At 45.0% G+C, this 25,658-nt stretch carries 24 protein-coding genes and 2 tRNA genes; 17 read left to right on the top strand and 9 right to left on the bottom strand.

Going from position 1 to position 25,658, the window contains the following annotated elements:
* Positions 1-306: 306 nt before the first annotated feature.
* From IEY13_RS05890 to IEY13_RS05870, 5 genes are all read right to left on the bottom strand, one after another.
* A complete protein-coding gene (locus tag IEY13_RS05890; RefSeq protein WP_188951003.1) occupies positions 307-1,833 on the bottom strand; it encodes a DUF6035 family protein in 1,527 nt (508 codons plus the stop codon).
* A gap of 203 nt (positions 1,834-2,036) precedes the next feature.
* On the bottom strand, positions 2,037-2,480 hold the full coding sequence (locus tag IEY13_RS05885) for a hypothetical protein (protein ID WP_188951002.1): 444 nt from the start codon (positions 2,478-2,480) through the stop codon (positions 2,037-2,039).
* 176 nt (positions 2,481-2,656) lie between these two features.
* Entirely contained in the window at positions 2,657-3,907 is a 1,251-nt protein-coding gene (locus IEY13_RS05880) for a hypothetical protein (protein WP_188951001.1), read from the bottom strand.
* Positions 3,908-3,918: 11 nt separating this feature from the next.
* Complete coding sequence (locus IEY13_RS05875; protein WP_188951000.1) at positions 3,919-4,527, bottom strand: hypothetical protein; 609 nt, start codon at positions 4,525-4,527, stop codon at positions 3,919-3,921.
* Between the two features lie 13 nt (positions 4,528-4,540).
* Positions 4,541-4,894, bottom strand: coding sequence for a hypothetical protein (locus IEY13_RS05870; protein ID WP_188950999.1), 354 nt, complete (start codon positions 4,892-4,894; stop codon positions 4,541-4,543).
* Positions 4,895-5,592: 698 nt separating this feature from the next.
* Here IEY13_RS05870 and IEY13_RS05865 point away from each other — a divergent pair.
* The 6 genes from IEY13_RS05865 to IEY13_RS05840 all read left to right on the top strand — a co-directional run bounded on the left by IEY13_RS05865 (position 5,593) and on the right by IEY13_RS05840 (position 9,409).
* Positions 5,593-6,216 carry a hypothetical protein gene (locus IEY13_RS05865; protein WP_188950998.1) on the top strand — a complete coding sequence of 208 codons (624 nt, stop codon included), beginning with the start codon at positions 5,593-5,595 and terminating at the stop codon, positions 6,214-6,216.
* A gap of 99 nt (positions 6,217-6,315) precedes the next feature.
* Positions 6,316-7,083 carry a hypothetical protein gene (locus tag IEY13_RS05860; protein WP_188950997.1) on the top strand — a complete coding sequence of 256 codons (768 nt, stop codon included), beginning with the start codon at positions 6,316-6,318 and terminating at the stop codon, positions 7,081-7,083.
* Between the two features lie 79 nt (positions 7,084-7,162).
* Positions 7,163-7,744 (top strand): 5'-methylthioadenosine/S-adenosylhomocysteine nucleosidase family protein, encoded by a 582-nt coding sequence (locus IEY13_RS05855; RefSeq protein WP_188950996.1) that lies wholly within the window; start codon positions 7,163-7,165, stop codon positions 7,742-7,744.
* 65 nt (positions 7,745-7,809) lie between these two features.
* A complete protein-coding gene (locus IEY13_RS05850) occupies positions 7,810-9,057 on the top strand; it encodes a hypothetical protein (RefSeq protein WP_188950995.1) in 1,248 nt (415 codons plus the stop codon).
* 178 nt (positions 9,058-9,235) lie between these two features.
* Positions 9,236-9,308 (top strand) — tRNA-Lys (locus tag IEY13_RS05845).
* A gap of 28 nt (positions 9,309-9,336) precedes the next feature.
* Positions 9,337-9,409, top strand: a tRNA-Lys gene (locus IEY13_RS05840).
* A gap of 128 nt (positions 9,410-9,537) precedes the next feature.
* Here the strand turns inward: IEY13_RS05840 and IEY13_RS05835 are convergent.
* Positions 9,538-10,332 (bottom strand): SDR family oxidoreductase, encoded by a 795-nt coding sequence (locus IEY13_RS05835; protein WP_188950994.1) that lies wholly within the window; start codon positions 10,330-10,332, stop codon positions 9,538-9,540.
* 85 nt (positions 10,333-10,417) lie between these two features.
* Entirely contained in the window at positions 10,418-10,948 is a 531-nt protein-coding gene (locus IEY13_RS05830; protein ID WP_188950993.1) for a TetR/AcrR family transcriptional regulator, read from the bottom strand.
* Positions 10,949-11,125: 177 nt separating this feature from the next.
* Between IEY13_RS05830 and IEY13_RS05825 the strand changes: the two genes are divergently transcribed.
* The 3 genes from IEY13_RS05825 to IEY13_RS05815 all read left to right on the top strand — a co-directional run bounded on the left by IEY13_RS05825 (position 11,126) and on the right by IEY13_RS05815 (position 15,571).
* Entirely contained in the window at positions 11,126-11,737 is a 612-nt protein-coding gene (locus tag IEY13_RS05825) for a PAS domain-containing protein (RefSeq protein ID WP_229687753.1), read from the top strand.
* 80 nt (positions 11,738-11,817) lie between these two features.
* On the top strand, positions 11,818-14,862 hold the full coding sequence (locus IEY13_RS05820) for a sensor histidine kinase (RefSeq protein WP_188950992.1): 3,045 nt from the start codon (positions 11,818-11,820) through the stop codon (positions 14,860-14,862).
* Positions 14,863-14,941: 79 nt separating this feature from the next.
* Positions 14,942-15,571 carry a response regulator gene (locus IEY13_RS05815; protein ID WP_188950991.1) on the top strand — a complete coding sequence of 210 codons (630 nt, stop codon included), beginning with the start codon at positions 14,942-14,944 and terminating at the stop codon, positions 15,569-15,571.
* 4 nt (positions 15,572-15,575) lie between these two features.
* Here the strand turns inward: IEY13_RS05815 and IEY13_RS05810 are convergent, their stop codons facing one another.
* Both IEY13_RS05810 and IEY13_RS05805 read right to left on the bottom strand, forming a co-directional pair.
* A complete protein-coding gene (locus tag IEY13_RS05810; RefSeq protein WP_188950990.1) occupies positions 15,576-16,457 on the bottom strand; it encodes a PhzF family phenazine biosynthesis protein in 882 nt (293 codons plus the stop codon).
* 40 nt (positions 16,458-16,497) lie between these two features.
* Positions 16,498-17,271 (bottom strand): hypothetical protein, encoded by a 774-nt coding sequence (locus tag IEY13_RS05805; RefSeq protein ID WP_188950989.1) that lies wholly within the window; start codon positions 17,269-17,271, stop codon positions 16,498-16,500.
* Positions 17,272-17,460: 189 nt separating this feature from the next.
* On the opposite strand from IEY13_RS05805, the gene IEY13_RS05800 reads away from it, so the two are divergent.
* The 8 genes from IEY13_RS05800 (at position 17,461) to IEY13_RS05765 (ending at position 25,522) form a co-directional block, all read left to right on the top strand.
* Positions 17,461-19,605, top strand: coding sequence for a tetratricopeptide repeat protein (locus IEY13_RS05800; RefSeq protein ID WP_188950988.1), 2,145 nt, complete (start codon positions 17,461-17,463; stop codon positions 19,603-19,605).
* 99 nt (positions 19,606-19,704) lie between these two features.
* A complete protein-coding gene (locus IEY13_RS05795; RefSeq protein ID WP_188950987.1) occupies positions 19,705-21,108 on the top strand; it encodes a hypothetical protein in 1,404 nt (467 codons plus the stop codon).
* A gap of 145 nt (positions 21,109-21,253) precedes the next feature.
* A complete protein-coding gene (locus IEY13_RS05790; protein ID WP_188950986.1) occupies positions 21,254-21,802 on the top strand; it encodes a hypothetical protein in 549 nt (182 codons plus the stop codon).
* 31 nt (positions 21,803-21,833) lie between these two features.
* Positions 21,834-22,142 carry a hypothetical protein gene (locus IEY13_RS05785; RefSeq protein WP_188950985.1) on the top strand — a complete coding sequence of 103 codons (309 nt, stop codon included), beginning with the start codon at positions 21,834-21,836 and terminating at the stop codon, positions 22,140-22,142.
* A gap of 12 nt (positions 22,143-22,154) precedes the next feature.
* Positions 22,155-23,036, top strand: coding sequence for a porin family protein (locus tag IEY13_RS05780; protein WP_188950984.1), 882 nt, complete (start codon positions 22,155-22,157; stop codon positions 23,034-23,036).
* A 5-nt stretch (positions 23,037-23,041) separates the two neighbouring features.
* Complete coding sequence (locus IEY13_RS05775; RefSeq protein ID WP_188950983.1) at positions 23,042-23,716, top strand: response regulator transcription factor; 675 nt, start codon at positions 23,042-23,044, stop codon at positions 23,714-23,716.
* A gap of 2 nt (positions 23,717-23,718) precedes the next feature.
* Positions 23,719-25,059, top strand: a complete 1,341-nt coding sequence (locus IEY13_RS05770; RefSeq protein ID WP_188950982.1) for a sensor histidine kinase — start codon at positions 23,719-23,721, stop codon at positions 25,057-25,059.
* On the top strand, positions 25,040-25,522 hold the full coding sequence (locus IEY13_RS05765) for a YdeI/OmpD-associated family protein (protein ID WP_188950981.1): 483 nt from the start codon (positions 25,040-25,042) through the stop codon (positions 25,520-25,522). Before IEY13_RS05770 ends, IEY13_RS05765 begins: the two co-directional genes overlap by 20 nt.
* Positions 25,523-25,658: the final 136 nt, after the last annotated feature.

Genomic DNA, 25,658 nt, shown 5'->3' with positions numbered 1-25,658 from the left:
AATAATGCCAGCTAATTTGACTACTTCTTTAACATAGTAGTTGAAATCAGGATTGGTTATCTGTGGTATCCTGCGCAGGAATTTTCTGATAAATATATAGTTCGCTTCATCCTTAAAGGAATTACGACCCGGTGGGGTCGGACTTCTCCTGCTTTTTGTATGTCTATTACGGTGATGCTGGGCCAAAGTAAACGGAAGATACTCCGTATAGGATGGCCCAATGACTTCCGTTTTAGACAGTGGTAGTTTAGTTGGGCACCCACTTCGCTACCGACCTGTTTCAGCTTCCATAGAGAGGCCTGCCCTTTATGGCCGGAAACTATTGAGTTCAGGAAATATCCTGAACAACAAAGTCAGTTCTTTCCAGTCCGGCTTTTCCGAATCTTTCTCCAGCTTCCTGATTTTCGTTATCAACTTACCCCACTTATCCTCTTCCAGCAAGCTCTCGTAACGTCTATAATGATGCATAGCATGTATAAAGAGCCTGCCATACTGCTTATCTGACTCAAAAATCTTATGCGCCATCACCAGAATTGTTTTATAACCAAAACCTATCACACGATTTATTTTCAGTGACAACAGTGCATTAAGAATGCGCCTGAGGCCATAAGGCATATCTTCCAGATCAGCTTTGTAAAGGAACAGATAATACGCTATCCTATACGCCACTTCGAAAGCAGGGCTATCTGCCGGAGCAACAATTCCGATAGCGAATTCTTCTTTTAAAAATTTAGTATCGATTTCTGTAAGCCTATAGCTCCGCGCAGGTTTCGGCATTCTGCGATCAGGCTCAAAATCATTTGACAGAAGGTGACTTATCAGCCTGCCAGGATCGGGGTACTTTTCCCTCAACCTATCAGCGTATAAAATAGTATCACGAATTCGCTGGTTGTAAGCTTCAGAATGCCCGTGTTGATTGGCGTTGGCAATCACTGCGATCTCAACAGACCGCTCCGCCTCTCGTAGGCTCCCGGAAGAGTCGAAGTAATAGCAAGCCATTTTCCGGCTTTCGAATGTCAACTCCCGTAAGCGGATAAAAGCGTCTTTCCAGCAACCATTAACCTCGCCTTCATCATTCCAATATTCATAATAATAGCAATGCAACACCAGATCATTGGCGGCCTTTCCAAGCCGGATAGCTTCCTCGTCCAATACATATACATTCTGGTTATTGCTATATAATATATCCTTCTGCACAAAACGCTGATACATGCTTCGTGTATCAAAACTTTTAAACACCCAAAGAATATAGAGGCTGTTGCTACGGTAGTAGATTTCACGTTCCGTTATGACACTGATAAAATCAGTTGACAACTGCACCTCAAAAACCACCTGCTGTTCCCTGAAAAAACAACGTACATCAGGCTTACGCCATTCCTTACTAATAGGGGCTGCCTTATAAACCTGATCCACCACTACATCAGAAACCTCTCCGTGAACAGATTGATTCGCTCTCAGTTGTGTGCCGATCAACTCCTTCGTTTGGATATGCAGCAGACTCTCCTTCTGCCCGTTATATTTGATGCACCGGACCTGCTCTTTTGTAAGGAACGAAGAAGTTTTAATTATGCACTCATCACTGTCTCTTTGATGGGCAAAATGAAAAATCTGCGCCATACTACCATCGTCATGCCTGATACCGCCTCTGATCTTCAATACCTGCCTGCAGTAATAACATACAAATTTTGCGGGGCCATGTCCCTGTATAGCCTCTTCCTGCAGCCGCCGATGTTCAAATATGATTTTCTCATCCGAAGCGAAAAAAGTCTTTGCGAACACCTCGTGACCGGTTTCGACATTCAAAACAGCTTCAATTGTTCTCAGGCTAGACATTATTCAGGTTTAGTCTAATGTAAACAAAACATACACATCGTTTCCAAACTGGTTTCCAAGCCTGCGTTCTTTGTACAGGAACAGGCAATACCTGTTTCCCGCTACCTGGTAAGATGCGAAACAAGGTTTACTCTGCATGCCGTTCCAAAGACATCTTATCAATTAAAAGCTTTGTGAAGCTGAAAAATCAGCTTTGCCGGTAATTACCGGCAAAGCCAAGGCACTCCCATTTCCGTTCCCGCATCTTCCCCGATATGAGCTAAACAACTCGCTCCTGCGGACATTAAAGCAGCTTTAGCCAATGGATATACATTGGTTTTTCCCAGCTCATACATACCGTACACGATTGCCGCTCCGGCAGTTACGCTGTGGCATATATTTCGGTGATGTGGACTGGTAGCGGGCTCCAGCACATCAGGCACGATAGCAGCCATCTTCCCGGCCACCGCACCAACCAGCACATACAGGAATAACTCACCTATGCGGCAAGGTGCTTGTATATTACTTTGCCGCTCCTGACTCCATTTGTTGAAATAAGACAAAATGCCGACTCCAATACCGACGGCAACACCTGTTCTTTCATGTTCTTTACAGCAAGGCATATGGTTAATTTTCTTTAAAAATACCCCTATATATAACCGCTTCAACAGACAAAAAAAGTTATCTACAATTTTATTGAACGTCTCCGAATGTATAACCAGCTAACACGCTGAAATAACAAAACAATTAGCGCTATGGCCGGAGCACTATTACATTGAGACACCTCTTTTATTTTCTCATTGCAGCCCATCCTCTTTTCCGGACACATTTGCACTCGAAACTCCTACTCCCCCTCCTCCGGAAACTTCCCGCCGTTCTTTCTTATTTTCCTCACCCTCAGCAGACACCTTTCAAAAAAAGCTTCCAGTTTATCCAGCACGGCACTTTCTATACGTCTGCTGGCAATCGTTATCATACGTTCACTGCTGGGCACAGCAGTCTTCCCAAAAGAAATCACAGAGCAAATTATGCGAAATACAGGAGCCACTTTTTTCAGTTTCGTTAATCCCTCTATTATCATAACCCGGAAAAGAACACTGAAAAATACAGCATCTTCCTGCATCTCTATGCGATTGGTTCCCACCGTTCCAACAGGTTCAGCAATTTCCAGCTTTACCAGGTCTGATTGATGGCTTAACCATTTTTGAACCTGAGTAGCAACAGCCTCTGCATCGGGCAGGTAAGCGCCATAAGCAGAGGCTTTCCATTTCGTGCTGGTGCAGGCATGTAAAAATAATTTTTGCAGCCGGTCAATATAGGCCCCTTTGTCGGCGCTCTTTTCAAACGATTGCAGCATCAAACCGGCCTCGCTTGCCATATGATGCATAAAACGTGGACAGTTCAGGTTCATGGCAAGCGCTATTTCATACAATTCATCCTGCGCTCCTTTTTTGCGTTGCCACAGTTTAATATTACTCAACAGAATGTTATTATATTCAATACACTTTTTTGTGTTATTAGCAGAGGTATGATGCACAAACTTATCTATAGGCCGCAACATGGCTTTCAATAGTTGATTGTCGGGATACAGCGACAGCAAACGTTGATACTGCATACCGGCATTCACCACTTCCATTTTCAGGTAACTGTAGGGCAGTTGATAATCGGATGGAAATAACCGGTAAAGCTGCCGGTGAAATACCAGGCATAAATACTCTAACCCCTCTATAATGTTTTTGCCCACTGCTTCAGGATATCGTTGTAACTGTTGCGACCGTTTTACCAGCGGCGCCAGGCTGGCTACCACCTGGCAACGATTGGTGAGCGCCTCGTACATATCGGGCATTAATTCCTGAGATAGGGTATGTATGTTATCAATAGATTCTGTTACCAGCGCTTCTATATGATGCACCAATGTATTTGCATCGTACAGTAATTCCCGGCGGGAAGAACCGGCCAGCTCATATACAATATGCGTAAGCTCGGTAAGCGCAATGGATTGTGGCTGTTGTGGTAAGGCATTTGGCTGCCCTGGCAATAAGTTCATAGTGGTGATTACAGGCAAATAAAAGAGTACAATGAAATGAGCATTCATAGCAGGCTGGTTTAAATAACCATATAAGCACCTAAGTGAATGGTATGGCCCAGCAAAATTTCACACAGGCTTTTATCATATAACTTCATACGCTCAGCCAGCTTGACTGTAAAAGCTTCTGCCCACATTTTTGTAATAGGATGCGGAACAGTGTACAGCGGAGAGGTAATCATATGTGCACCATCCCCATGACTCATTTCACGCATGCTACCAAAACTGTCACGCTTACTCTCCGCCAGAATCAGGAACTCTTCGTTAAATATTTTATCAGAAGGAGTGGCCGTTTGCCTCAGCTGCTGAAAGTTCTGATACGCTCCATAATCTACACTAATCCATTCGTCAAATACAGCAGCAAGCGTATCAATATCCGCCAAAACCAATCCATCTGCTATTTCTTCATCGGTAAGTGGCTCCTCGTCTCCATTCATAATGGCTTTGTAGGTTAACAGCACCAGGGCCAGAAAATCTTCCGGATCTTTTTCCCAGGAAAACCTCAGGTTCAGCACCGATTGCAACAACGTTTTATAGGCCTTCGCAAATTCTTTGTACTCAGGGGTACCCAATTGCTCATACTCGTTCACGCCGGAATATTCCTCAAATTCATCCATGTTATTATACATAATAAAAATAAATTTAAACGTATGAAAACAGTGGTTGATCAGGCAGGATAATGGAGGAAATCAAATATAGGAAAAAAATAACCTGAAAAATGAGCACCAGGAGCAGCGGCATTCTGCCAGTGATATTTAGCAAAGAAAGCGACAGCTGGCGGAGCACTCCAATGAGTTCACGCACTATTTCCCCCAGCTCATAAAAGTCAGGCGCCATCATTAGCAAACCTTCCGTCAGTTCTTTATTACCTCCGTTGAGCACCCGCACCATTCGCACCATTTGTCGGAAGCTTTTTGCGGGCTCGTTCACCAGGCGAGCGCACTCAGGAATTTGCCGCCAGAGCTCGCGGGGCATTCCCTTGAGCTCTATGGCCATTCCAGTGAGGTCTATGGAATGTTCAGACAACCCTGCGGACAAACCAGAGGGCTCACAGAAGGGATGCCAGAGCCCTCTGGCCATTCCAGTGAGCTCTAAGGAATGCTCAGACAACCCTGCGAACAAACCAGAGGGCTCCTGGAAGGAATGCCAGAGCTTTCTTTCTATTCCACAGAGCTCTCCGGACAAATGCCAGAGCTCTGGCGGCATTTCCACGGGCTCGCGGGAGAAAAACCAGAGTGGCTTTTGGAGCCGTTTTTAACGGCGAAGCCCCTTTTTTAGTATATAAAAAAACACAATACAATCGCTAAAAACCTTACACAGTATACGTTTCAGAAAAAAACTTGTCTCAGACTTGTCTTAGAACGTGGTCTTCAAAAACCACATCTAACTGATTATCAAACAATAACACTATAACGCGCTACTTTCAGCTGTGCCACAAAAACTTTTTTAAAACTATTTTTCCGCGTTCACACTGCGTTTGAGGCCAGGACAATTGTCTGACAAGTTTTGCAAAAAGTAGCCGCCTCAGCAATTTTACATCGCAATCGGGCAGCAACAGAATGGCCATTCAACCGGCACCTCTCCCGCTTCTTTCCCGGCTTATTGTACAAAGGGAAGCAGAGGGGTACGGCAACTGTTCCGACACCCAAACCATGAGCGGTTTGGCTTTTAATCATCTATTAAAACGTAAAAAAATGAAAAAGACATATGGTTATTATATTCCCGCAGGAGATGCAGAATTAGTTCGCTGGTTAAACAACTTTAAAGACCAGATTTCTATTACAGGGCCAACACTGGGCCTTACACCTATCCAGGTTACAGAGTTGCAGGATAAGGCGCAGAAAGGCATTGATACCTTATTAGCAGTTACCATTAAAAAACAGGAATACGCTGATGCCGTTTTATCTAAAAATATGGTGCGCAGTGAAGAAGTAAACTTTATTACCAACATGGTTGCTATAATAAAAAGACATCCATTGTTTACAGAAAACATGGGTGGAATATTAGGTGTCATTAGTCCCACAACCGCACAAAGCAGAATTACACTTCAGCCAACGCTTAAGTTGCATACATTTCCTAAATATGTGGAAATTGACTTTAATAAGCGCGGTCAAACGGGTGTAACTATTTTATCACGTATCCGTGGTACAGACGAATGGTTGGAGATTGCCAATGCAGAACGCTCGCCTTACAAAGACACCAGACCGTTACAGGAAGCTGGCAAAGCTGAAATACGGGAGTATATGATACGTTGTTACAGCAACGATGAATCTGTAGGCCAGGACAGCGAAACGAGAATGGTAGTATTTGGGGGATAATTAGCTGCTACAAAAATAAAAAAGTGCGCTGCTGCATAGCAGGGCACTTTTTTAATCCCCTCATTATTGAATTATAAAAAATCAGATATTGCAACACTTATGGGCAAATTTTTTGGTTTCGCAGTCGTCTTCGGCATCCCTATTCTTATCATTTGGGGCCTCATTTCCATATACTCCAACGCTAACGCCGAAAAGGAGGCCCGGGAGAAACAAGCATGGCTGCAAGACTCGATTAGAAGCGCCCGCGAAGACTCTTTAAGGCCTATCATAAACGCGGGAACGGATAAGTATGGCTGGGGATACAGAAAAGAAGAAGAGGCTATGACATCAGACACTACCTATACTGCTTTCCGGTATTCGGATGAAGAAGTTATTACCGGTGGGCACTGGGAAGACAGGACGAAAACTACTGCCACTACCCATACAGCAGTAGTGCAAAACAGGCAACGATATAGCAATAAAACAACGCTGGGGCGCATATTAAATGGCCCTAAAAGTAAAACAACCACCAGCACAACGGTTACTTCCAGCACCAGCCCTGAATGGGTTACCAATAAAGGCCATATGAAGATAGTACTAACCCGCAAAGCAGACGGCCCCAGCAAAGCAATCGTATATTGTACCTCCGGCGAATACAACGTTAATTTCAGTTCGGTACGCATCCGTTTCGACAAAAGCAAGCCTGTTACATTTAGTATAACACCTTGTAGTTACGACAGTAACGACACCGATGGTTTTATCATTGATAACACCCGCAAATTCATATCCCGGTTGAAAGATGCATCAACCATGTTACTGGAAGATAGTGGAGGGAATAAGGAGATTATATACACCTTCCAGGTAAGCGGCCTTACATGGGAATATTAAAGAATTTCTGAAATAGCTGTAGAGATATTAACCTTAAACCGAGCCGCTCCTCCGCACGTAAAATAGCTACATTTGCCTCATGGCTACACTTACCCACTTGTTACAGCAAAATCCGCTGTTTGTATTTGCACTGGATTACGAGGCAAAAGAAGAGTTTACTGAATACAACCCCTACCTTATTGGAATAGGCAAAGTAAACGCTGCCTACCACCTCACCCGCAGAATTTATGAAAACAAACCCGGCATTATTGTTAACCTGGGCTCTGCAGGCAGTAACTTTTTTAAAAGAGGGGAAGTGATTTGCTGTACCCGTTTTATACAAAGGGATATGGACGTAACGCCACTGGGCTTTCAACTGTTTGAAACACCCTACCTGAACCAGGACCCGGTGTTGACCTACGGATTGCAAGCGCCAGGCCTGCCCGAAGGCATTTGCGGTACGGGCGACAATTTTGAAATAGCACATGCACATACTGCCTATAACGTAATTGATATGGAAGCCTGGCCGCTGGCATGGATTGCAGCTCAGGAAAACATACCCTTCCTGTGCCTGAAGTATATATCTGATGGTGCAGATGGCGGGGCAGCAGAGGAATGGACGGAACAGGTACACCAGGCCGCTGCGGCACTTAAAAAAGAGTTGATCAAACTCATGCCCTGAGTTGAATTTGAAACGGCAAATCTTCACCAGAAACATTAACAACCATAAACTCTTAAAAACATCTTATGGCACTATTAAAACGCCTTATCAGCCGCAGTGCCCTGGCACTGGGAATCGGCCTGTCATCTTTCGCTGCAAACAGCCAGGTTACAGAATCATTTACTGTTCTGGGAGATATTAACACTTATTATCCTGTTGCATTTTTAGATGGAGGTTACGCCAACAACGTGGCCACACAATTAAAATTAGGCAGAAGCTCAGTACATGATGGTGCTACCTGGCGGGGTTCCTTCATTGCAGACTTCAGTTATCACACTTACAACTGGGGTAATGGAGCCGCTTTCATCAAAGCCAACATATCCAGAGGCGCCAACGCCAGTTCAGCCATACAGGATTTTATTGGAGGATGGCGCGATGTAACCACAGCCAATAACAATGCAACAATTCTTATCTGGCTTCGCGGAGGAGGCACCAGATACTATTACCAGTCTAACTATACAGTATCACCACAAGTATTCGATGGCCAGGAAGGCAGGGCTGCAACTTATTCTGAAACCGGCGGCTCAACTTATGGATCCAGATTAACCATTGACCCCAATATAAATCAACATGGCCTTACAGATCCGCTAAGAGTGTGGTACACCGGAGCCAGCAGTAACTATTTCGCAGGCAATATAGGATTAGGCACAACCACACCGGTAACAAAACTGCACATTAACCAGGGTAAAGCGGTTATCACCAGTTCAGAATCTACTTATGGCCAGCTGCAGGTATTAAATCCGCTTGATGGTGAAGCAGCCATTGTTATCGGCGCCAACGGCACAGGCATGGTTTCTTCCCGTACTACCTACGCCCGCCAGTGGCAGATTGGTATCGGATCGTATAATTCAGGAATCAACAACCTTGTTATCACCAATCCAACAACACTAGACAAGGGATTTGTATTTAGCTATGAAGGTAAAATGGGTATCGGCGCCAATGTATTCCCGGCCGGAGAACCCTACCGTTTATATGTGGAAGGCGGCATCCGTACACGTAAGATAAAAGTAGACCAGGCTGCATGGGCCGATTATGTATTTGACTCTTCTTACCAACTGCGTCCCTTGCAGCAGGTAGAAGCATTCATCAAAACCAATAAACATCTGCCCGAAGTACCCTCTGCCGAAGCGGTAAAAAAAGAAGGTACGGATGTAGCAGATACTCAGGCCCTGTTACTGAAGAAGATTGAAGAACTCACTTTATATATCATAGAACAGGAAAAGCGGCTGAAAAGCGTAGAACAGGAACTATCTGATATTAAAAAGAAAAAATAATAAAAAGGGGCATCCATTATCCGATGCCCTTTTTTATTTAACGGTTATCTACCAGAAATGAAACCGAACTACATCAAAATCAAAGTATTTTGAATTTTGTTTGGAGCATATATTCTAAAGCTATACATTTGCACTCCGTTTCACAAAATACTTAGCAGTATTATAGCAAAACGGAAACGATTTGGTAGCTCAGTTGGTAGAGCAATACACTTTTAATGTATGGGTCCTGGGTTCGAGTCCCAGCCGAATCACAAAACAACGAAGTTTTAAAAATAGATCGATTTGGTAGCTCAGTTGGTAGAGCAATACACTTTTAATGTATGGGTCCTGGGTTCGAGTCCCAGCCGAATCACTTCAGGCGCTTCTACGGAGCGCTTTTTTTGTGCCCCATTATCAAACCTATCTTTCGCGCATAATACGAAATGGGCATATTCCTCACCGGCGGGAAATATGCCCAATTCAAAACAACTTAATTACCTGCTAACTTACTACAGGCAAAGCGCCCCCATCGATAGCATAAATTGAACCGGTAAGGTAACTGGCTGCAGGTGATACCAGGTAATGTACCAGGGAAGCAACCTCTTCGGGTTCTGCCATACGGCCCATAGGAATTCCACCCGTTTGCTGAAGCAATTGTGCTAAAGCACTTTCTTCCGGTATATTTTGCGCAGCAGCATAGTCTGCAATGAATTTTTCCATGGGAGGTGTTTTAGTAGCTCCAGGAGATACCGTCAACACCCGTACTCCTTTGGAAGCAAGCTCGGTGGCCAGTGCCTTGCTGTAGCTATTAAGCGCTGATTTTGATACTGCATAGGCAAGATTCAGATTCCAAAGCGCCTGCCGTGCGGCGATGGAGGAAATGTGAATGATAACAGCGTTCCTGCGGGCTGTCATCACCGGTATAAATTCTCTATCCAGGCGAATGGCGGCAATCAGATTAAGCTGGAGTTCATCTTCCCAGTGTTTATCGGTTAATGCGCTATAGCCGCCACCCGGTGTGGTCAATCCCCCCACGTTGTTAATGAGCATGTCAATACCACCAAACTCATCATTAATTTGCCGGGCCAGACTGGAGGCCTGCTGTGCATTCGTTAAATCTGCGGCGATAAAGTGGTGCGTGCTTTCAGCCGAAGGTGCATTTCTTGCAGAGATAATTACCCGTGCTCCCGCAGCTGCCAATTCATCCGCAATTGCTTTGCCAATGCCTTTTGTACCTCCTGTAACCAATGCAGTCTTACCTGTAAGGTCGGTGTTTAATTTTGTTGTGTGTGCCATTTGTTATCGTTATTCTAAAATGATTGTTTCAAAAAAAAGCAGGCGCATTCTGAAACACTTGTTTCACTTTTGTTCAAAAAAAAATTTACTTTGAAATTTGCCGGATAAAATACTCTCCCATCTTTCTGATCTTATCTGCATCCTTATGAAGAATGTAAGATTCATACCAACCGGTCCAGGTACTGTTGAAGAAATCTGCTATAAGCCTGGGTTCTTCCTCACGCGGAATATCGCCTTCTTGCATGGCTTTGCTGATAAGCGAGGTCAGAAACTGATCGGCCAACTCGCTGTCTGTTTTAAGTATCTGCTTCACCTTACCGTTATTGGCTCCCATTTCAAATGCAGCTTTGATTGCCATACAGCCATTGCGACCGTCCGTGATTACCTTAATGGCATCGTGAACGTATTCAACCAGTATCTCAAACGCACGCTTCTTACCCGACATCCGCTGCTGCAGGTCTTTCCGTCGCAGGTCTGTATAGTGAGTGATGCATCGGATATAAAGTTCATTCTTGTCTCCGATGGTATTATAAAGACTGCTGCTGTTGATTTTCATGGCATCGGTTAAGTCGCGCAGGGATGTACCATTGTACCCCTTTTCCCAAAAAACTTCCATTGCCTTCTGGATCGCCTCCGACTCATTAAATTCAACATTTCTTGCCATAAGTAACTACAGGAAACAAATATAGCAATTCTGAAACAAGTGATTCAAAAAAAAATCACACTGACGAAAATCAGCCCCGTCCTAACAGCTATCAGTTTTCCTGCATACCGTGTGCGCTACTTTAGCGCCATGATCAATTTAGCCAGTGCAATGGAGGAATCACCGGCACCAACGCCGGTTAACAAAGAAACAGGATGGGATAAGTCTAAAATCCTGAAAAGCAAAACAGACCCTTACGGCGTAATAGAGTACGCCAACGATGCTTTCATTGAAGTTTCAGGTTACGAAGAACATGAACTGATGGGTAAACCCCATAACATTATCCGCCACCCGGATATGCCACGGGTAATTTTTAAGGTATTGTGGGACTACCTGAAAAAGGGACGTAACATTCACGCCATTGTAAAAAACATGAGTAAAAGCGGGCGGTACTATTGGGTAATTACCGACTTTGAAGTAAGTACCAACGACAAAGGCAGCATTACCAGTTATTACGGCCGCCGCCGCGCAGCGCCCCCTGAAATTGTACAAAAGCACATTGAACCTTTGTACGAAAAGTTACTGCAGATAGAAGCGGCTACAGGTATGGTAGCCAGCGAAAAATATCTGATTGGTTTTCTGGAAGACATTGGCAAAACCTACAATGAATTTATAGAAGACATGATTACCGACGGCCTGCCACCCGAAGAAAAACAGGCAACAGAGAAAAAAGGATTTTTTACAAAACTATTTGCCCGTTAAACCCTGCTGCCGTGATGAAAAAAAGTCATCACGGCAGCATTCCCCTACCCTCGTGTTTGCCGGTTATAATATAATATTGCATGATGCGCTTTATCTGTAGCTGGTTGCTGTACATTCTCCTGCCCACTATGGGCCTGTTAAAGCATGCTTCTGCTTCGGAAATTTCCTTTAGCCACATAACAGGGCTCTCTTCCCATTTTGTTAACTGCGTAGCACAATCATCCAACGGCTATATCTGGGTAGGCACCAAAAACGGATTGCAGCGGTATGATGGTTATCGTTTCAGACAAATTAATGCCGGCAACCATCCTCATGGGCTCCCCGCCCTTCCCGTTGACCAACTCATGGCTACACAAGACTCCAATGTACTAATGGTGCGCATGGGTTACAGGATGGGATTGCTGAATACCCGTACATTTCAATTCCGGGAATCCACTTTTGAAATGCCTGACAACTTTGAAAGCTACAACACCAGAATTGTGACAGCAGGAAATCAGTTGTTTCTGGTGATACATGGCCGGGAGATTCTCACATTTAATCAGGCACGTAACCGTTTTGAACACAACAGAAAAATAATTAACTATCCGGCAGACTGGAAACCTACTTCTCTGCAGGCTGACCACGATAACAGATTATGGATTGGCGGTGCTAAAGGGCTGGGCTACTTTACCCCAAAAGACATGCGCTTTCATGTACCGGGAGAAGATAGCACCGGCAGGCAAAAGTTTGCCCCCCTGCAGACAATAAAAGAGGTTACCCACTTTCTGATTGATAACAAAGGACGCTTCTTTGTTACCAGCTGGCCACCGCATACAGGTTATACGGTTCACCTGTTTACCCCTGGCAGTAATACACTACAGAAAATACCCACGGCCCCCAACCCCGGCTCTGACTATCACGACCTTTCCAACTTTACAGAAATGCGCGGTCTGGTGTGGGCCTATGGTATTGACATCTTCAATACTTTCGAAAAGGAAACAAACGCATTCGAAGTATTTTATTCCCCCGATAATGCGGACCACGGAATAAAGATTACACAAGTACTGCAAATGTTTGAAGACCGCGAGCATAACATGTGGGTAGCAACGGATAATGGATTGTACCTTATGTCAATCATTCCCGATTATGTAAGAAACGTAGTAACCACCTCTTTATTCGGGAAGGCTCCGGTAACGCACATCAATGCTTTCGGGGGCAGCAATATACTTTTAAGCTCCTGGGGGGCTGGTGTAGAAAGTTTATCCTATAACGCCAGCCTGGAAATATCCAAAGGAGACATTAGCAAAGAAGCCATTTATTCCCATGCCCCCAAAAACGACAATGCCTTTAACCTGGTATGGGCCATTGGGGAAGACCAAAGTACCGGTGATGTATGGCTGGGCTGCCAGGCCGGGCACATTATTAAACACAATGTAAAAAAGCACCATTCTGAGTTTCTCACTCCTGCCGTATTCAACGGACAAACCATTCGCAGTGTGCTTGTTGCCGGGCCTGCCGATATCTGGTTTGGTACGCATGGCGGGCGGCTGGTGCAGTGGAAAAACGGGCAGTTTCATTTAATAGACACTGTTAACGCTGCCATCTCCCGCATGGTGAAAGGGCCATCCGGCAAACTGTATCTGGCCACTGTAGGTAAGGGAGTTTATGAATGGGATATAGAAAGCAAAAAATCTACTAACCACTTTATTTACCGTAGAGATGATAAAGGACTTACCAGTAACCGCATTGCAGACATCACCTTTCTTACATCGGATTTACTGGCAGTTGCAGGAGCTTCCGGCCTGGACATTGTGAATACCATAACCGGAAAAGTTCAGCAATTCCATACCGGCAACGGCCTGCCACATGGAGTGGTTACTACCTTGATGGCAGATGACAATGGTATGCTTTGGATGGGTACCACCGGTGGCATCTGCCGCTATGAGCACACCACGGGCGAGTTTAAAACCTTCGGCAAAATTTCCGGCTTTGTGCATACTTCGGGCATGAACAACCTGATGACGTTTTCCACAAAACTGCCCGGTGGAAAACTGGCATTCGGAGGGGAAAATGGAGTGGTAATCTTTTACCCCCATCACCTGGATCAGCAGGTGATGCCCCCCAAACCCACCATTACCGATTTCCGCCTTTTCAACAACTACCTGCCGATGGACTCCATTGAGCAACTGGGCAAAATCAACCTGAAGTATCATCAAAACTTTATCAGCATATCCTTTGCGCCATTAACGTACAGCAATGCCAACGACCTTAAATTTTTCTATCAACTGGAAGGAGCCGGTGAAAAGTGGATACGGTCTGAAAACGGACTCACCGCTATTTTTGCTTCTCTGCCTCCGGGAAAATATACCTTCCTGGTAAGATCGCAGAATGTACAGGGGCAGTACTCGCCCATAACCCGTCTGCCCATACACATCAGCCCGGCATTCTATCAAAGCTGGTGGTTTTTATCGCTGCTGGCTATGGCATTTGCAACCACCATATACCTCATATACCGGGCAAGGCTCAACAGACTGCTGGAAGTATACCAGTTACGTGAAAAGGTTGCCAGAGATTTGCATGACGATGTAGGCTCAACCCTTACCTCCATTAATGTACTGAGTGAACTGGCCCGCATTCAGGTATCTGCACAAAATCACCCCGCCAGGCAGTACCTGGACCGTATAAGCCAGAACAGCACGGAAATGATGGAATCGATGGATGATATTGTCTGGAGCATCAAGCCCGACAACGATCAGCTGGTGAAGATCACCGCCCGTATGCGTGAGTACACTGCCAATGTGTTAGAACCGCAGCAAATACATTACAGTTTTGAAACCGATGATCAGCTCGTCAACATAAAACTAACCATGGAAAGGCGGCGCAACTTTTTCCTCATTTTTAAAGAGTCGCTCAACAACATTACCAAGTACGCTCAGGCCACACAGGTAAACATAGCCATTACCTGCAACCGATCGGAAATGATATTGAACATTGCCGACAACGGCATCGGCTTTAATGCAAACGATCCGGTAAACGGAAACGGCCTCATGAATATGCGTAAAAGAGCAGAACTACTTGGCGGAACTATCACCATTCAGTCACAGCCCGGCCAGGGTACAGGCATACGTTTATCAGTACCTCTGTAAACACCACAAGGCCTACCGGAGATATCACACGAATATGTGATAGGGGAAACAAAGATTTATTTGCATTTTGCTACAGATTATGACAAGAATTCTGATTTATGAAGACAATAGTGAGCTGAGAGAGGTGTTATCCATTCTTATCGGCGGCATGCCCAACTACCATCTGGTTGGCGCGTATGGCCATTGTACCAACATTGTAGAAGAGGTAAAAAGAACCATGCCCGATCTGATACTGATGGATATTAATATGCCGGCGATGAGCGGCATAGAGGGGCTGAAACTGATACGTGAAAACGGCTTTCAGACAAAGGTGCTGATGCTGACTGTTTTTGATGACAATCAGAATGTATTTCAGGCCATTAAATCGGGCGCGAATGGCTATATACTCAAAAAAACACCGCCTGCACGACTGATGGAATACCTGGAGGATGCCCTTAATGGCGGCGCTCCTATGACTTCCTCCATTGCAACACAGGTGCTGAACATGATTGCCGGAAAACCAACCGGCAATACAGAAAGCTTTAACCTGAGCGCCCGGGAAAAAGAAGTATTGAATTTACTGGTGGAAGGTTTTAGCTACAAGCTCATTGCAGACAAACTTTTCATATCTATGGATACCGTAAGATCGCATATCAAAAAGATTTACGAAAAGCTTCATGTGAATTCAAAAAGTGAGGCAGTAGCTAAAACACTCCGGGCTAACCAGTAACCGTTCAGGGTAAATTCATTTTAAAAGCATCTACCAGCATTCCTTTACCTCCCACCAGAAGGCTGTTTATTTTATCACCGACCAGCTGTAACCCTACCTGTAACAAGCTCGGAGAAGGCCGCTCCATAAAATGCCCCTGTTCAATATAAAAAGTAGAAATTTTCATCCCCATCACTTCATAAAGATAACAAGCCAGGGGTCCGGCGGCCATTCCGGTACCCGCCTCCTCACTAATGCCATACCTGGGTGCAAACATTCTTGTTGAAGCATGCCTCCCTGGCCTGCTGGTACCGATAGCAAAAACATAAAACCCAACCAGATCCAACTCCTCACTAATAGCTGCAATCAAGTTCAGGTCCGGAACAATGCTACTCAATACGTCTACATTGGCAACCGGCACAATAACAAAAGCGTTACCCGTGCTAACTAACCTGATGGGTGCAAAGGCAGGCACATCAACATCCTTTAACCCCAGAGCCGCTTTAATACGAATTTCGAAGGCCGGAACATCACGATATTCAGGTGCCAACTGCTCCATAAAAGCCATATTATCTCTGATGAAAATATCCCGTTTACCATCTATGGTTTCCTTTGAACTTCTTTGCCCTACCATTCCTTTCTGAGAAAGAAAAGAAAAAGTGGCAATGGTAGCATGCCCGCAATGGGCAATCTGCCTGGTAGGGGTAAAAAACTCCAGCCGGAATTCAGCCACATCAGACCCCAAAACAAACGCGGTTTCTGACAAGCCTATCATTTTGGCAATAGCCTGTTTTTCGCCGGCACTATACGCATCGGCTTCCAATACCACCGCAGCCGGGTTTCCTCCGCGGTCATTGTCTACAAAAGCATTTATGATATATACCGGTATGTTTTTAATAGCACGCATATAAAGTAATATTATAACCGTATAAATTCTAACCGCCGGTTCAGTAGGTATAAGTCTTATTCAGCACACGTGTACCACCAACAACTGCAAACCGCTTTACAGGCATTTTGCTGGCATCATACTCGTATTCATAGTGGTGTTCATAGCTATCTTCCGGCTCTACGTAGTCGGTATAGGAAACGCTGGTAATATTGTTTTCATTGAAGCCCAGCGTAAAATAGAGTTGACCGGGGTTACCATAATAAGGATTCAGATGCTGGTCGTAGGTGTATTTTTCTATACTCACCGGCTCGCCGCTTCCGGAATATCCTTTCACTTCACTAATATTTGCTCCGGTGTAGCTGATTTCGGTATAGCCATAGGTTACAACATCGTTAGACTGATACATCTTACTCAGCTTATTGGCAGCATATTCATAATGCAGCGTATAGTTATACTCCATTACACCATCTTCATTGCTGCTGTAATATTTAACCTTATCTAACTTGTCTGCTTTATACGTATAATACATAGCAGAGGATAATTTGTTACCCAAACGTATCAGTGAAGAGTCAGGCTTACCGTTATCGTTATGGTAATAATATTCCTGCGTAATCTGTATTCCGGACTCCTCATCCTGGCTTATTTCTTTCTGCAACAACCCTCTATCGTTATACACATGCTCTGTTTTAATAAAGTGATCATTACCGTTCAATGTTCTGGTTAATTTGAGTTGAGGCATGCCATCCGTAGCAGTATCCGGCTCCGTTCCGCCATTCTTTTTACATCCCACCAATGCGGCAACGGCCAGCAAAATTGCTAATTGTTTTTTCATATTTATGACTGTATTTAATTGACATTTCCTTTGTTTTCACCGGGCTGCAAAACTATCCTGCCCGGCCGGGAGCCACAATCGCATCTTTGTGTGATTTTAATGGAGGGGGAGCAGAAAATAGTCCTTTCGGACGATTGTTTACACCGGTAGCAATGCACATTTTTACAGCGCTAATGTAAAAGCGTTACTATGAGAGTTACCTGCACAATATTGTTGCTGCTGCTGGCTACCGCTGCTGTTTGCCAGCCTAAAACAAAACCAAAAGAAAAAGCGCCCACGCAAAAAGAATGGGATGCCAACATGAAGGATATGAAGGGCATGATGGAGGAGATGATGAAGGATATGAGCCCGGAAGACAAAAAGATGATGGATAGCATGGGCATTACCATGCCGGATATGCAAAAGCTGAAAATGCCCGCGGTTTCAGACAAACAACTGGCTGCAGCCTGGGAAGATGAGCAACGTATAGTGCCCAAAAAAGATGTGGGCCGCATAGCCTCCATTCCCACCGTAGGTGCCGCCAGGCTTGCAGATTATGTAACGGCTACCCACCAGAAAGTGACAGCCGGCCTGGATAAAAAAGTAGTTGCTGTTGGTAATACCGTTTATGGCGAAATACAGAAAAAAGCAAAGACCAGACGGCAGGCCGGTAATATGGCATTGGGTTACTGGGTAAGCGGCCAGCCCGAGCTTACCTTGTACCTGCTGGGTAAAATATGCGCAGAAGATGTGAGTGAAACAGATAACCTGAGTAATTACACCTCAGCATTAATTATGCTGGGTGGCGAACACCTTGCCATTCCTGTTCTGCAAAACCTGAATGCACGGTTCCGTAAAAACAGCACCATTCTTAACAACCTGGGGCAGGCCTGGTTTGGGCTGGGCGATATTGCGAAAGCAGATAAATACCTGGATAGTGTTATCACCATCTATCCCGGTCACCCGCAGGCCAATTTAACCAAAGCCAGTATTGAAGAAAGCAAAGGCAATACTGCAAAAGCGGTTACACATCTTCAAAAATCTATTCAGCATTCGTATACCAGACAAAAAGAAGAAAAGCTAAACAAGCTGGGGCATAAGCTGGAACGTAAAGACATACGTATACCATTTAAAGCCACTGCAGACCCCATGGGTCTGGAACAAATGCGCCGGCCTGAGTACCCCACAAGCATTGCTAAGTTGAATGCCTTGTACCCGCTCTGGAACGACTTTAACGCCCGGTGCGACAATAAAGCCAAAAGCCTGGAAATTGAATACGAAGATGCAGCCGCCAAATATGCAAAATCAACCTCCCAGGTGGTTTCCAATGCATTCAACATCCTTAACAACGGCGGTTTGCCCACCTATAGTACGCCTCCGCTGATGCGTAAGGCCAGTATGCAGCTTACAGAACGATTGGCTTATTACGACCAGAAGATGAAAAAACTGGCAGATAAATACCTTGCCATGCGGAAGGATATAGACGAGATATACAAAAAAAATCCTCCACCACTACCGGAAGCCCCTTGCGAGGTGCATCGTGCCAGACTTGATAAACTGCTGGAGCAAATGAACAACAGAAAGAAATATTATGATGATGAAGCACTTCACCTGTTCCGGGAGTATTGTAACGATATTGTGTATTGGTCGCAGTACACCAGTACAGATGCCAATGCATTTAAAATGATTCAGCTGAAATATCAGATATTCTGGCTAAACAAAAACAAAGAACTGCAACCGGTAGATATGAGCACCTATTATGGCTCGTGTAAAGAATGTGCAGAAAAGGAAGATGGCAAACCGGGCAAGCTTTCAGATTTTGATGATGTGGCCTGCAACTACAGAGCCGTAGTAGACCTGATTGTGGTAAAATATGAAATGAACTGCAGCCATACCATCATTACGCACTACGGCACTTTCCAGGATATTATTGAAAAAGAAATTGGTAACAAATACGTGGGTGGCAGCATTAAAACCCATGTGCATGTGACAGCAAAGGACAAGCTGGGCCCCATAGGCATAGAAGGATCAATAGGTGTTGATATTGAACAAACGTTAGACGAAAACCGAAACGTTGCCGACTGGAAGGGAACAGTAAAAGCAGGCGTGGAAGCCAGCGCGGGTATAACGGAAGGGCCTGCCCAACTGGGCGGTAAACTTAGCGAGGAAGCAGAAATGGAATTTGGCCCCAACGGCGTGGAAGAGGTAATTATAACGCACAGCGCTGAAGCTACTGCCGGCCTGCACAATCAGTCTGTTACCATCGGTACCCAGGAAAAGATAAGCCTCATTAGCGGGCAAGCTTCCAGAACCTATTCAGGTGCCTTAAAAGGGGCTTTATTCGAGCGGTTTTAAGACTTTTTCACCTGGCCCTATGTTAAAAGGGCTCAGTTATAATGTGAGCGAAAAAAATCAGTTTTACCTCAGCAATATCCGGATTAAAAAGATATAGCTATGCAAAAGAGCTTATTGTTTGTACTGATAGCCTTGTGGGCATTTACCACTTCTGCGCAGAAACAGATTTACGACATTATCAGTTACACAGCGCCGGAGCGCTGGAAGAAAGAGGAACGCAACAACCTCATTATGTACAGCCGCATTGATGGCAGCAGCTGGGCGCAGCTATGTATTTATAAAAGCACTGCCAGCCAGGGTAGTATACAAGCGGATAGCGACGCGGAATGGCAAAGCCTGGTACTGAACCAGCATACGATTACAGACAAGGAAGAAAAAGGTAAGCCTCAAACCATTGGCGAATGGACGGTAATGAGCCGCAGTGGTGTATGGCAGTACAATGGCAGTAACGTAGCCACCATTCTTACTACCTACAGCAACGGCCATATCTGCATCAGCACACTGCTGAACGCCACTGCACAACCCTATATGAAAGATTATCAGCAGCTGCTGGCTTCCCTTAGCATCCATGAAGCTGCACTAAAATCAGCAAACACCCACACGCCCGTTAATAATCCTGCCCCCGTACCCATCACAAATGCAAAAGCCGTTACCGGCAATTACAAGTTTACCACTACCCGCTTTGATGATGGCTGGGTAAGTACGGCACAGGAAAACTGGGTAGAGGTAAGCAAGCCCGGCATACGGATACTGATTCACTACCCCAACACCCAAACAGATGAACACCAGTTTGAAAAGCTGAAAGGCGATCAGCATGCCTGGAGCTTATTAGCAGCCCCACATTACACCAACATTCAAAATCTTCAGGAGAGAGGAATACAGGATTACCAGTCAGTTACCTTTCTCACAGCAGATGCCACCGAGAAAGCAAGCGGTAAAAAGGTATATGTGGTGCTATACAAAAAACACTACGATAAAGGCAATGGCCGGTATATGGAAGTGGTGGCAGACAGTAAGGCCGCTTTTGAAAAAGAATTCGGCAGCAATTACATTAACCGAAGCAGCTGGGATTATACAGCACAAACCAAAAGCTGGGACAAACTGGCGGCCATGCAATGGCGGAATAAATTTCAGGTTGCTGCTACAGACCTTACGGGTAAGTGGAGCAGCAGTTCTTATGCTTCTCTGCGTTATTACTATGTAAATGGTGGCGGATTTGCAGGTGCCACCGCTACCTCTATTGCCGATGCGTTTACCTTTTTCAGCAATAACACCTACGAAAGCGACCATAGCGGCGCCTCGGGAACGGTAGGTAATCAGCAGTTTACCAGGCAGGTATATAAAGGCAGTGTTAGCCTTACCAACTGGCGTGTTGCGCTGAGCAACCGCTTTCAGGGGGCTACGGAAACATATGATAGTTATTTTGAGGCTGTTAAAGGAGGGAGGATTCTGCAACTAACAGATACACATAATACCACGCTTTCACTGGTGAAGGCACAATAACCATACAGGCAGCCCCTGCCCCGGTTTTAAACACTATTTAATCATATACCTCTGTTCTTTCCCTTAGCTTCGGTTTTCATTTTTTCTTCATGTTGGGCTTTTAGGTTTGTATCAGTAAATATTCAGTACCTAAAAAAGAAAAATTATGAAAACTACAATCCTGATTGCAGCAGCATTTTTAGCCACTTCCCTGGCATCCGCACAACAAGCCAATGTACAGAGTACACAAACCGTTAGCGCCGGAAAAGCTTCCGTAAGCAGCAATACCAGTGCCCAAACGCATGTAAATGCTTCCGAAACGGCCGGCAACGTTAAAAATGCCGTGCAAAAACAACAGCAAAAGGCAGAAGCAGCAGTAGCCAGTCAGGCTGCAGCAACATCAGCAGGCGCCACTTCTTCAACGGCCACTTCGGCTGCCATCAGCAGCAATAAAGCTAACGCCGCGCTGCAAAGCAACACTGCCGCCACCGCAACTACCCATGCAGCCCAACACACCGCTACCGGTGTACAAAGCACAGTGGCAGATGTTAAACAAGCTGCGGCAGCCACGCATACACAAACCAGCGCAGCCGCGGGTACAGCCGTAAAAACAGGCGTAGCTGTACATGGCATTAAAACTACTTCCATTAAAACAGCAGCACCCATAAAAACCAACGTGGGCCTTAAAACCGGCGTAAAACTGGGCATCCGGTAATTACGTTTAATTCAGCATAATTATGAATAAAATGGCCCCATATCGCCATATAGCAATTACTGTTTTATTATTCATTATCAGCTACAGAAGCCAGGGCAGTGATTTACTGCCCCGGCTTTCCATGGACGTATTTCAGGATACCCTGCCGGCAAAAAAAACGGAGAAACCGGCTACTCCTGAAACCAAAAAGGAATCGCCTGTGGAGCCCATTATAAAAGAAGTGCCCAAAGCCAGAAAACAGGTAAAACCGGTGGCCATTCCCCCGGTGGTAATTCCGGTTAAACCGCCGGTGATTATAAAACCGAAGATTATTATTAAAAGGCCTGGCATTCACATTTAAATCCACCCCATCATGAAACAATTAATCCTGCTGCCCCTTTTACTGTACTGCATTACATCCGGTGCACAAACACAAACAGATAGCACCGCACAGCAGAACAACGACAGCACCGCCGCCCGCGAAAAATCTACTTTTACCATAGGTGCCGTATATGCCAATAATGCCAACTATTATGGCCTGAAATCTGACGAAAAAATGGCTTATATAGCCACGGCAGCCTCCTACAAACATCGTTCAGGCTTTTACCTCAATGGTGTAGCCTACCGGCTGCTGAACGATAGCGCACACTTTGTATCTGCTTACAACGCAGGTGCCGGCTTTGCCTTTACACTCAGCAAACGTCTTACGGCTGATATCAGTTACAGCTATACTTTCTTTCCTAAACTATCGCCCTTTATACAGGCAGCCAATCCGCATAACACCAGCCTCACACTCAGCCACAGCAGTTGGTTAACCACCAGCCTCGGGGTGGATTATGCATTTGGCAAAACCAACGATGTGTTTACCACCCTGGGCATCAGCAAGCAACTGAATCTGTTCAGCATCACCTCTAAAGATATTATCACCCTTACACCGGTAATAGATGTAACCGCCGGCACCCAACGCTTTTACAACTACTATACAGAGGAAAAAACAATCCGGGACAGTGTATTGGGCATTCTGCCTTCTTTACTGGGCGGAGGCAGTTCAGGTTCTACCACCAGCACTACCACTACCCAAACAGTCACCAGTTTCGATCTGCTGTCTTACAATCTCAAACTGCCGCTGGCTTATAACAGAGCCAGCTACCTGGTTGAGTTTGCCTGCCAGCTTTCTCTGCTGGGGCAGAAAGTACAATCAGCACCCGGAAAACTTAACTCGTTCTACACAGCCAGTTTTTACTACCAGTTTTAACAGCTATGAAAGTATTAATTATTGAAGATGAACGGGGCATGGCACTGGAAATGGAGGATTTTCTGCTGAAAGCAGGATACCTATGCGACCTGGCTTTTACAGCCCGACAGGCAAGACAGCAAATGGAACAGGGCCCCTACGACTTTATATTACTGGACCTGGGCCTGCCCGATATGGACGGCCTAATGGTGCTGGAAGAAGCCAAAAAAATATGCAGGGAAGCCTCGTATATCATACTTACTGCCCGTGGCAAACTGGAAGACAGAATAAAAGGTCTGGACCTGGGCGCAGATGATTATCTGCCTAAGCCCTTCTCGCTGCTGGAACTGCAATCGCGTATGCAGGCCATCAGCAGAAGAAAATCAGGTTTGAAAGACAACCTGGTATTACTGGGCGATTTTACGATTAATTTAAGTAACAGAACGGCACTGTATGGCAATACTGATGTGGGCCTGTCGAAAAAAGAGTTTGATCTGTTGAGCTACTTATTACTGAATAAAAACCGCCCGCTTACACGCATGCAGTTAAGTGAGCATATCTGGGGCGGCCTTTCAGACGATGATTATGATTCCAATTACATAGACGTACATATTAAAAACATCCGCAAGAAAATGACCGCCTATGCGCCGGCGGACTGGCTGCAAACGATAAGAGGCATCGGATATAAAATAAACCTGTAACGGTGAAGCTACTTACCAAAATAACCCTCACCTCTACCTTGTCAAAACTGGCAACAGTGGTGCTGTTTATTGCTTTGCTGCCTTTTTTAATTAACCGGGTGGCTTTTCAAAGCACCAATAACCTGCTGAAACTACAGGCCAGAAAGGTAATGAGTAATATCAAAAACAATGGTATTGATTATTACCTGCAGGGCGACTCCACTTACGGAAGCTACACACTGCTGAAAGATGAATACATTTCGCTGGAAAAAGCGAAACATATTTATACCGCCGATACCATTCAAACCGCTCCGCGTATTATTGAGGGCGATACGGTGCAGTACCGCATACTCAACCAGGCATTTGAATACAACAATCATTTGTACGAACTGGAAATAGGCCGATCTATTACCTCCATCAGTCAATATAACGGTCCGCTGCAGAAAATAGCATTTTATGTACTGGGCATGCTGATAATGCTTACGCTGCTGATTGAATTATCGTTAACACGCATTCTGCTGAAACCCCTGCAAACGATTATACAAACCAAGCTGATTAATCCGGTATTCCCTTTCAAAGATGCACCCGCTCCTATACATACCACTACCGATGACTTTCAGCATCTGGATGCTACACTGATAAGCCTGATGACAAGGATTAAGGAAGACTTTGACCGGGAAAGAGCCTTTACCTCCAATGCATCGCACGAACTGATGACGCCCATCAGCATTCTGCAAACCAAAATGGAAAATCTGCTGCTGCTGAACAATCTGGATGAAGCTGCATTGGGTAAGATTGCGGAGATGATGAAAACCCTGAACCGTTTAAAAAAGATTGTTCATTCGCTGCTGCTGATATCAAGAATTGAGAACGCGCAATATGCAAAACAGGATTGTATGCAGCCGCAGCAAATGATGGCTGAAATAACAGAGGAACTGTTACACCGTATGGAACAGCGAAACATTCAGTTATCTGTTGCACTGCAACCATCTGTTACCATCATCAACGTAAACCACGACCTGCTTTTTCAGCTATTCTATAATCTGATAAACAATGCCATCCGGTACAATAAAAACAACGGCACCATTCATATCAGCGATGCACTGCATACCAACGGTAGCTATACCGTTTTTATAAAAGATACAGGCATTGGTATAGAAGCAGCCGACATAGCCACCCTCTTCAACCGATTTCAGAAAAAGCACACCACAGAAGAAGGGTACGGCTTAGGTTTATCCATTGTTAAAAGCATTGCAGATTATCACGCCGTTTCTTTGCATATAGACTCCGTACCCGGTACGGGCACTACCATTAGCGCAACGTTTTTACCTATCTTTATTACCCATGCACACCTTTCAGGCTGAATTAAAAATTATTGACATCAATCCGTATGTAGAAGTACCGGAACGCATCTTGTCTGCCGTTTTTAAACAAGCTGGTAAGGATAAAGGCAAAATACCCATTCAGGGTACCGTAAATGAAGTGCCTTATCAACAAACACTGGTAAGGTTCCGCGGCCAATGGCGGTTGTATGTAAATACCAAAATGCTTACACGTTCGCCGGAGAAAGTGGGCACGCGTATTAAGGTAAGTATTGAATTTGATCCGTCTGACAGATCTATTACCCCGCATGCAAAGTGGGTGGCAGCGCTGGCGAAAAACAAAGCCGCTAAAGCAGTTTTTGAGCAGTTACGACCATCGCTGCAGCTGGAAATAGTACGTTATATTGCCAACCTTAAAACAGAAGCCAGTGTGGAAAGGAATGTAGTAAAGGCTATTGATTTTTTGCTGGGTAAAGGACGGTTTGTTGGCAGAGATCACCCTTGAAAACCAGTACAGCCAACCCCGGCATTACCATCCTAACGAAAGAATGTTTAGCATTTATACCAGCCTTAAGGGCAAAAAAAATGGCCGGTTCAGCTTCCGGCCATTCGTAACGTGTTACAGTTCTCTTTCGGAGTAA

This window comes from Filimonas zeae, from assembly GCF_014641615.1.
GTDB lineage: Bacteria > Bacteroidota > Bacteroidia > Chitinophagales > Chitinophagaceae > Filimonas > Filimonas zeae.
Note: the sequence above shows the minus strand (reverse complement) of the source record. Positions and strands in the feature narration are given on the sequence as shown.

Coding starts and splice junctions, on each gene's coding strand:
- IEY13_RS05890 (WP_188951003.1), bottom strand. CDS start 1,833: ATGTCTAGCCTGAGAACAATTGAAGCTGTTTTGAATGTCGAAACCGGT.
- IEY13_RS05880 (WP_188951001.1), bottom strand. CDS start 3,907: ATGAATGCTCATTTCATTGTACTCTTTTATTTGCCTGTAATCACCACT.
- IEY13_RS05875 (WP_188951000.1), bottom strand. CDS start 4,527: ATGTATAATAACATGGATGAATTTGAGGAATATTCCGGCGTGAACGAG.
- IEY13_RS05870 (WP_188950999.1), bottom strand. CDS start 4,894: ATGGCCATAGAGCTCAAGGGAATGCCCCGCGAGCTCTGGCGGCAAATT.
- IEY13_RS05865 (WP_188950998.1), top strand. CDS start 5,593: ATGAAAAAGACATATGGTTATTATATTCCCGCAGGAGATGCAGAATTA.
- IEY13_RS05860 (WP_188950997.1), top strand. CDS start 6,316: ATGGGCAAATTTTTTGGTTTCGCAGTCGTCTTCGGCATCCCTATTCTT.
- IEY13_RS05855 (WP_188950996.1), top strand. CDS start 7,163: ATGGCTACACTTACCCACTTGTTACAGCAAAATCCGCTGTTTGTATTT.
- IEY13_RS05850 (WP_188950995.1), top strand. CDS start 7,810: ATGGCACTATTAAAACGCCTTATCAGCCGCAGTGCCCTGGCACTGGGA.
- IEY13_RS05835 (WP_188950994.1), bottom strand. CDS start 10,332: ATGGCACACACAACAAAATTAAACACCGACCTTACAGGTAAGACTGCA.
- IEY13_RS05830 (WP_188950993.1), bottom strand. CDS start 10,948: ATGGAAGTTTTTTGGGAAAAGGGGTACAATGGTACATCCCTGCGCGAC.
- IEY13_RS05825 (WP_229687753.1), top strand. CDS start 11,126: ATGATCAATTTAGCCAGTGCAATGGAGGAATCACCGGCACCAACGCCG.
- IEY13_RS05820 (WP_188950992.1), top strand. CDS start 11,818: ATGATGCGCTTTATCTGTAGCTGGTTGCTGTACATTCTCCTGCCCACT.
- IEY13_RS05815 (WP_188950991.1), top strand. CDS start 14,942: ATGACAAGAATTCTGATTTATGAAGACAATAGTGAGCTGAGAGAGGTG.
- IEY13_RS05810 (WP_188950990.1), bottom strand. CDS start 16,457: ATGCGTGCTATTAAAAACATACCGGTATATATCATAAATGCTTTTGTA.
- IEY13_RS05805 (WP_188950989.1), bottom strand. CDS start 17,271: ATGAAAAAACAATTAGCAATTTTGCTGGCCGTTGCCGCATTGGTGGGA.
- IEY13_RS05800 (WP_188950988.1), top strand. CDS start 17,461: ATGAGAGTTACCTGCACAATATTGTTGCTGCTGCTGGCTACCGCTGCT.
- IEY13_RS05795 (WP_188950987.1), top strand. CDS start 19,705: ATGCAAAAGAGCTTATTGTTTGTACTGATAGCCTTGTGGGCATTTACC.
- IEY13_RS05790 (WP_188950986.1), top strand. CDS start 21,254: ATGAAAACTACAATCCTGATTGCAGCAGCATTTTTAGCCACTTCCCTG.
- IEY13_RS05785 (WP_188950985.1), top strand. CDS start 21,834: ATGGCCCCATATCGCCATATAGCAATTACTGTTTTATTATTCATTATC.
- IEY13_RS05780 (WP_188950984.1), top strand. CDS start 22,155: ATGAAACAATTAATCCTGCTGCCCCTTTTACTGTACTGCATTACATCC.
- IEY13_RS05775 (WP_188950983.1), top strand. CDS start 23,042: ATGAAAGTATTAATTATTGAAGATGAACGGGGCATGGCACTGGAAATG.
- IEY13_RS05765 (WP_188950981.1), top strand. CDS start 25,040: ATGCACACCTTTCAGGCTGAATTAAAAATTATTGACATCAATCCGTAT.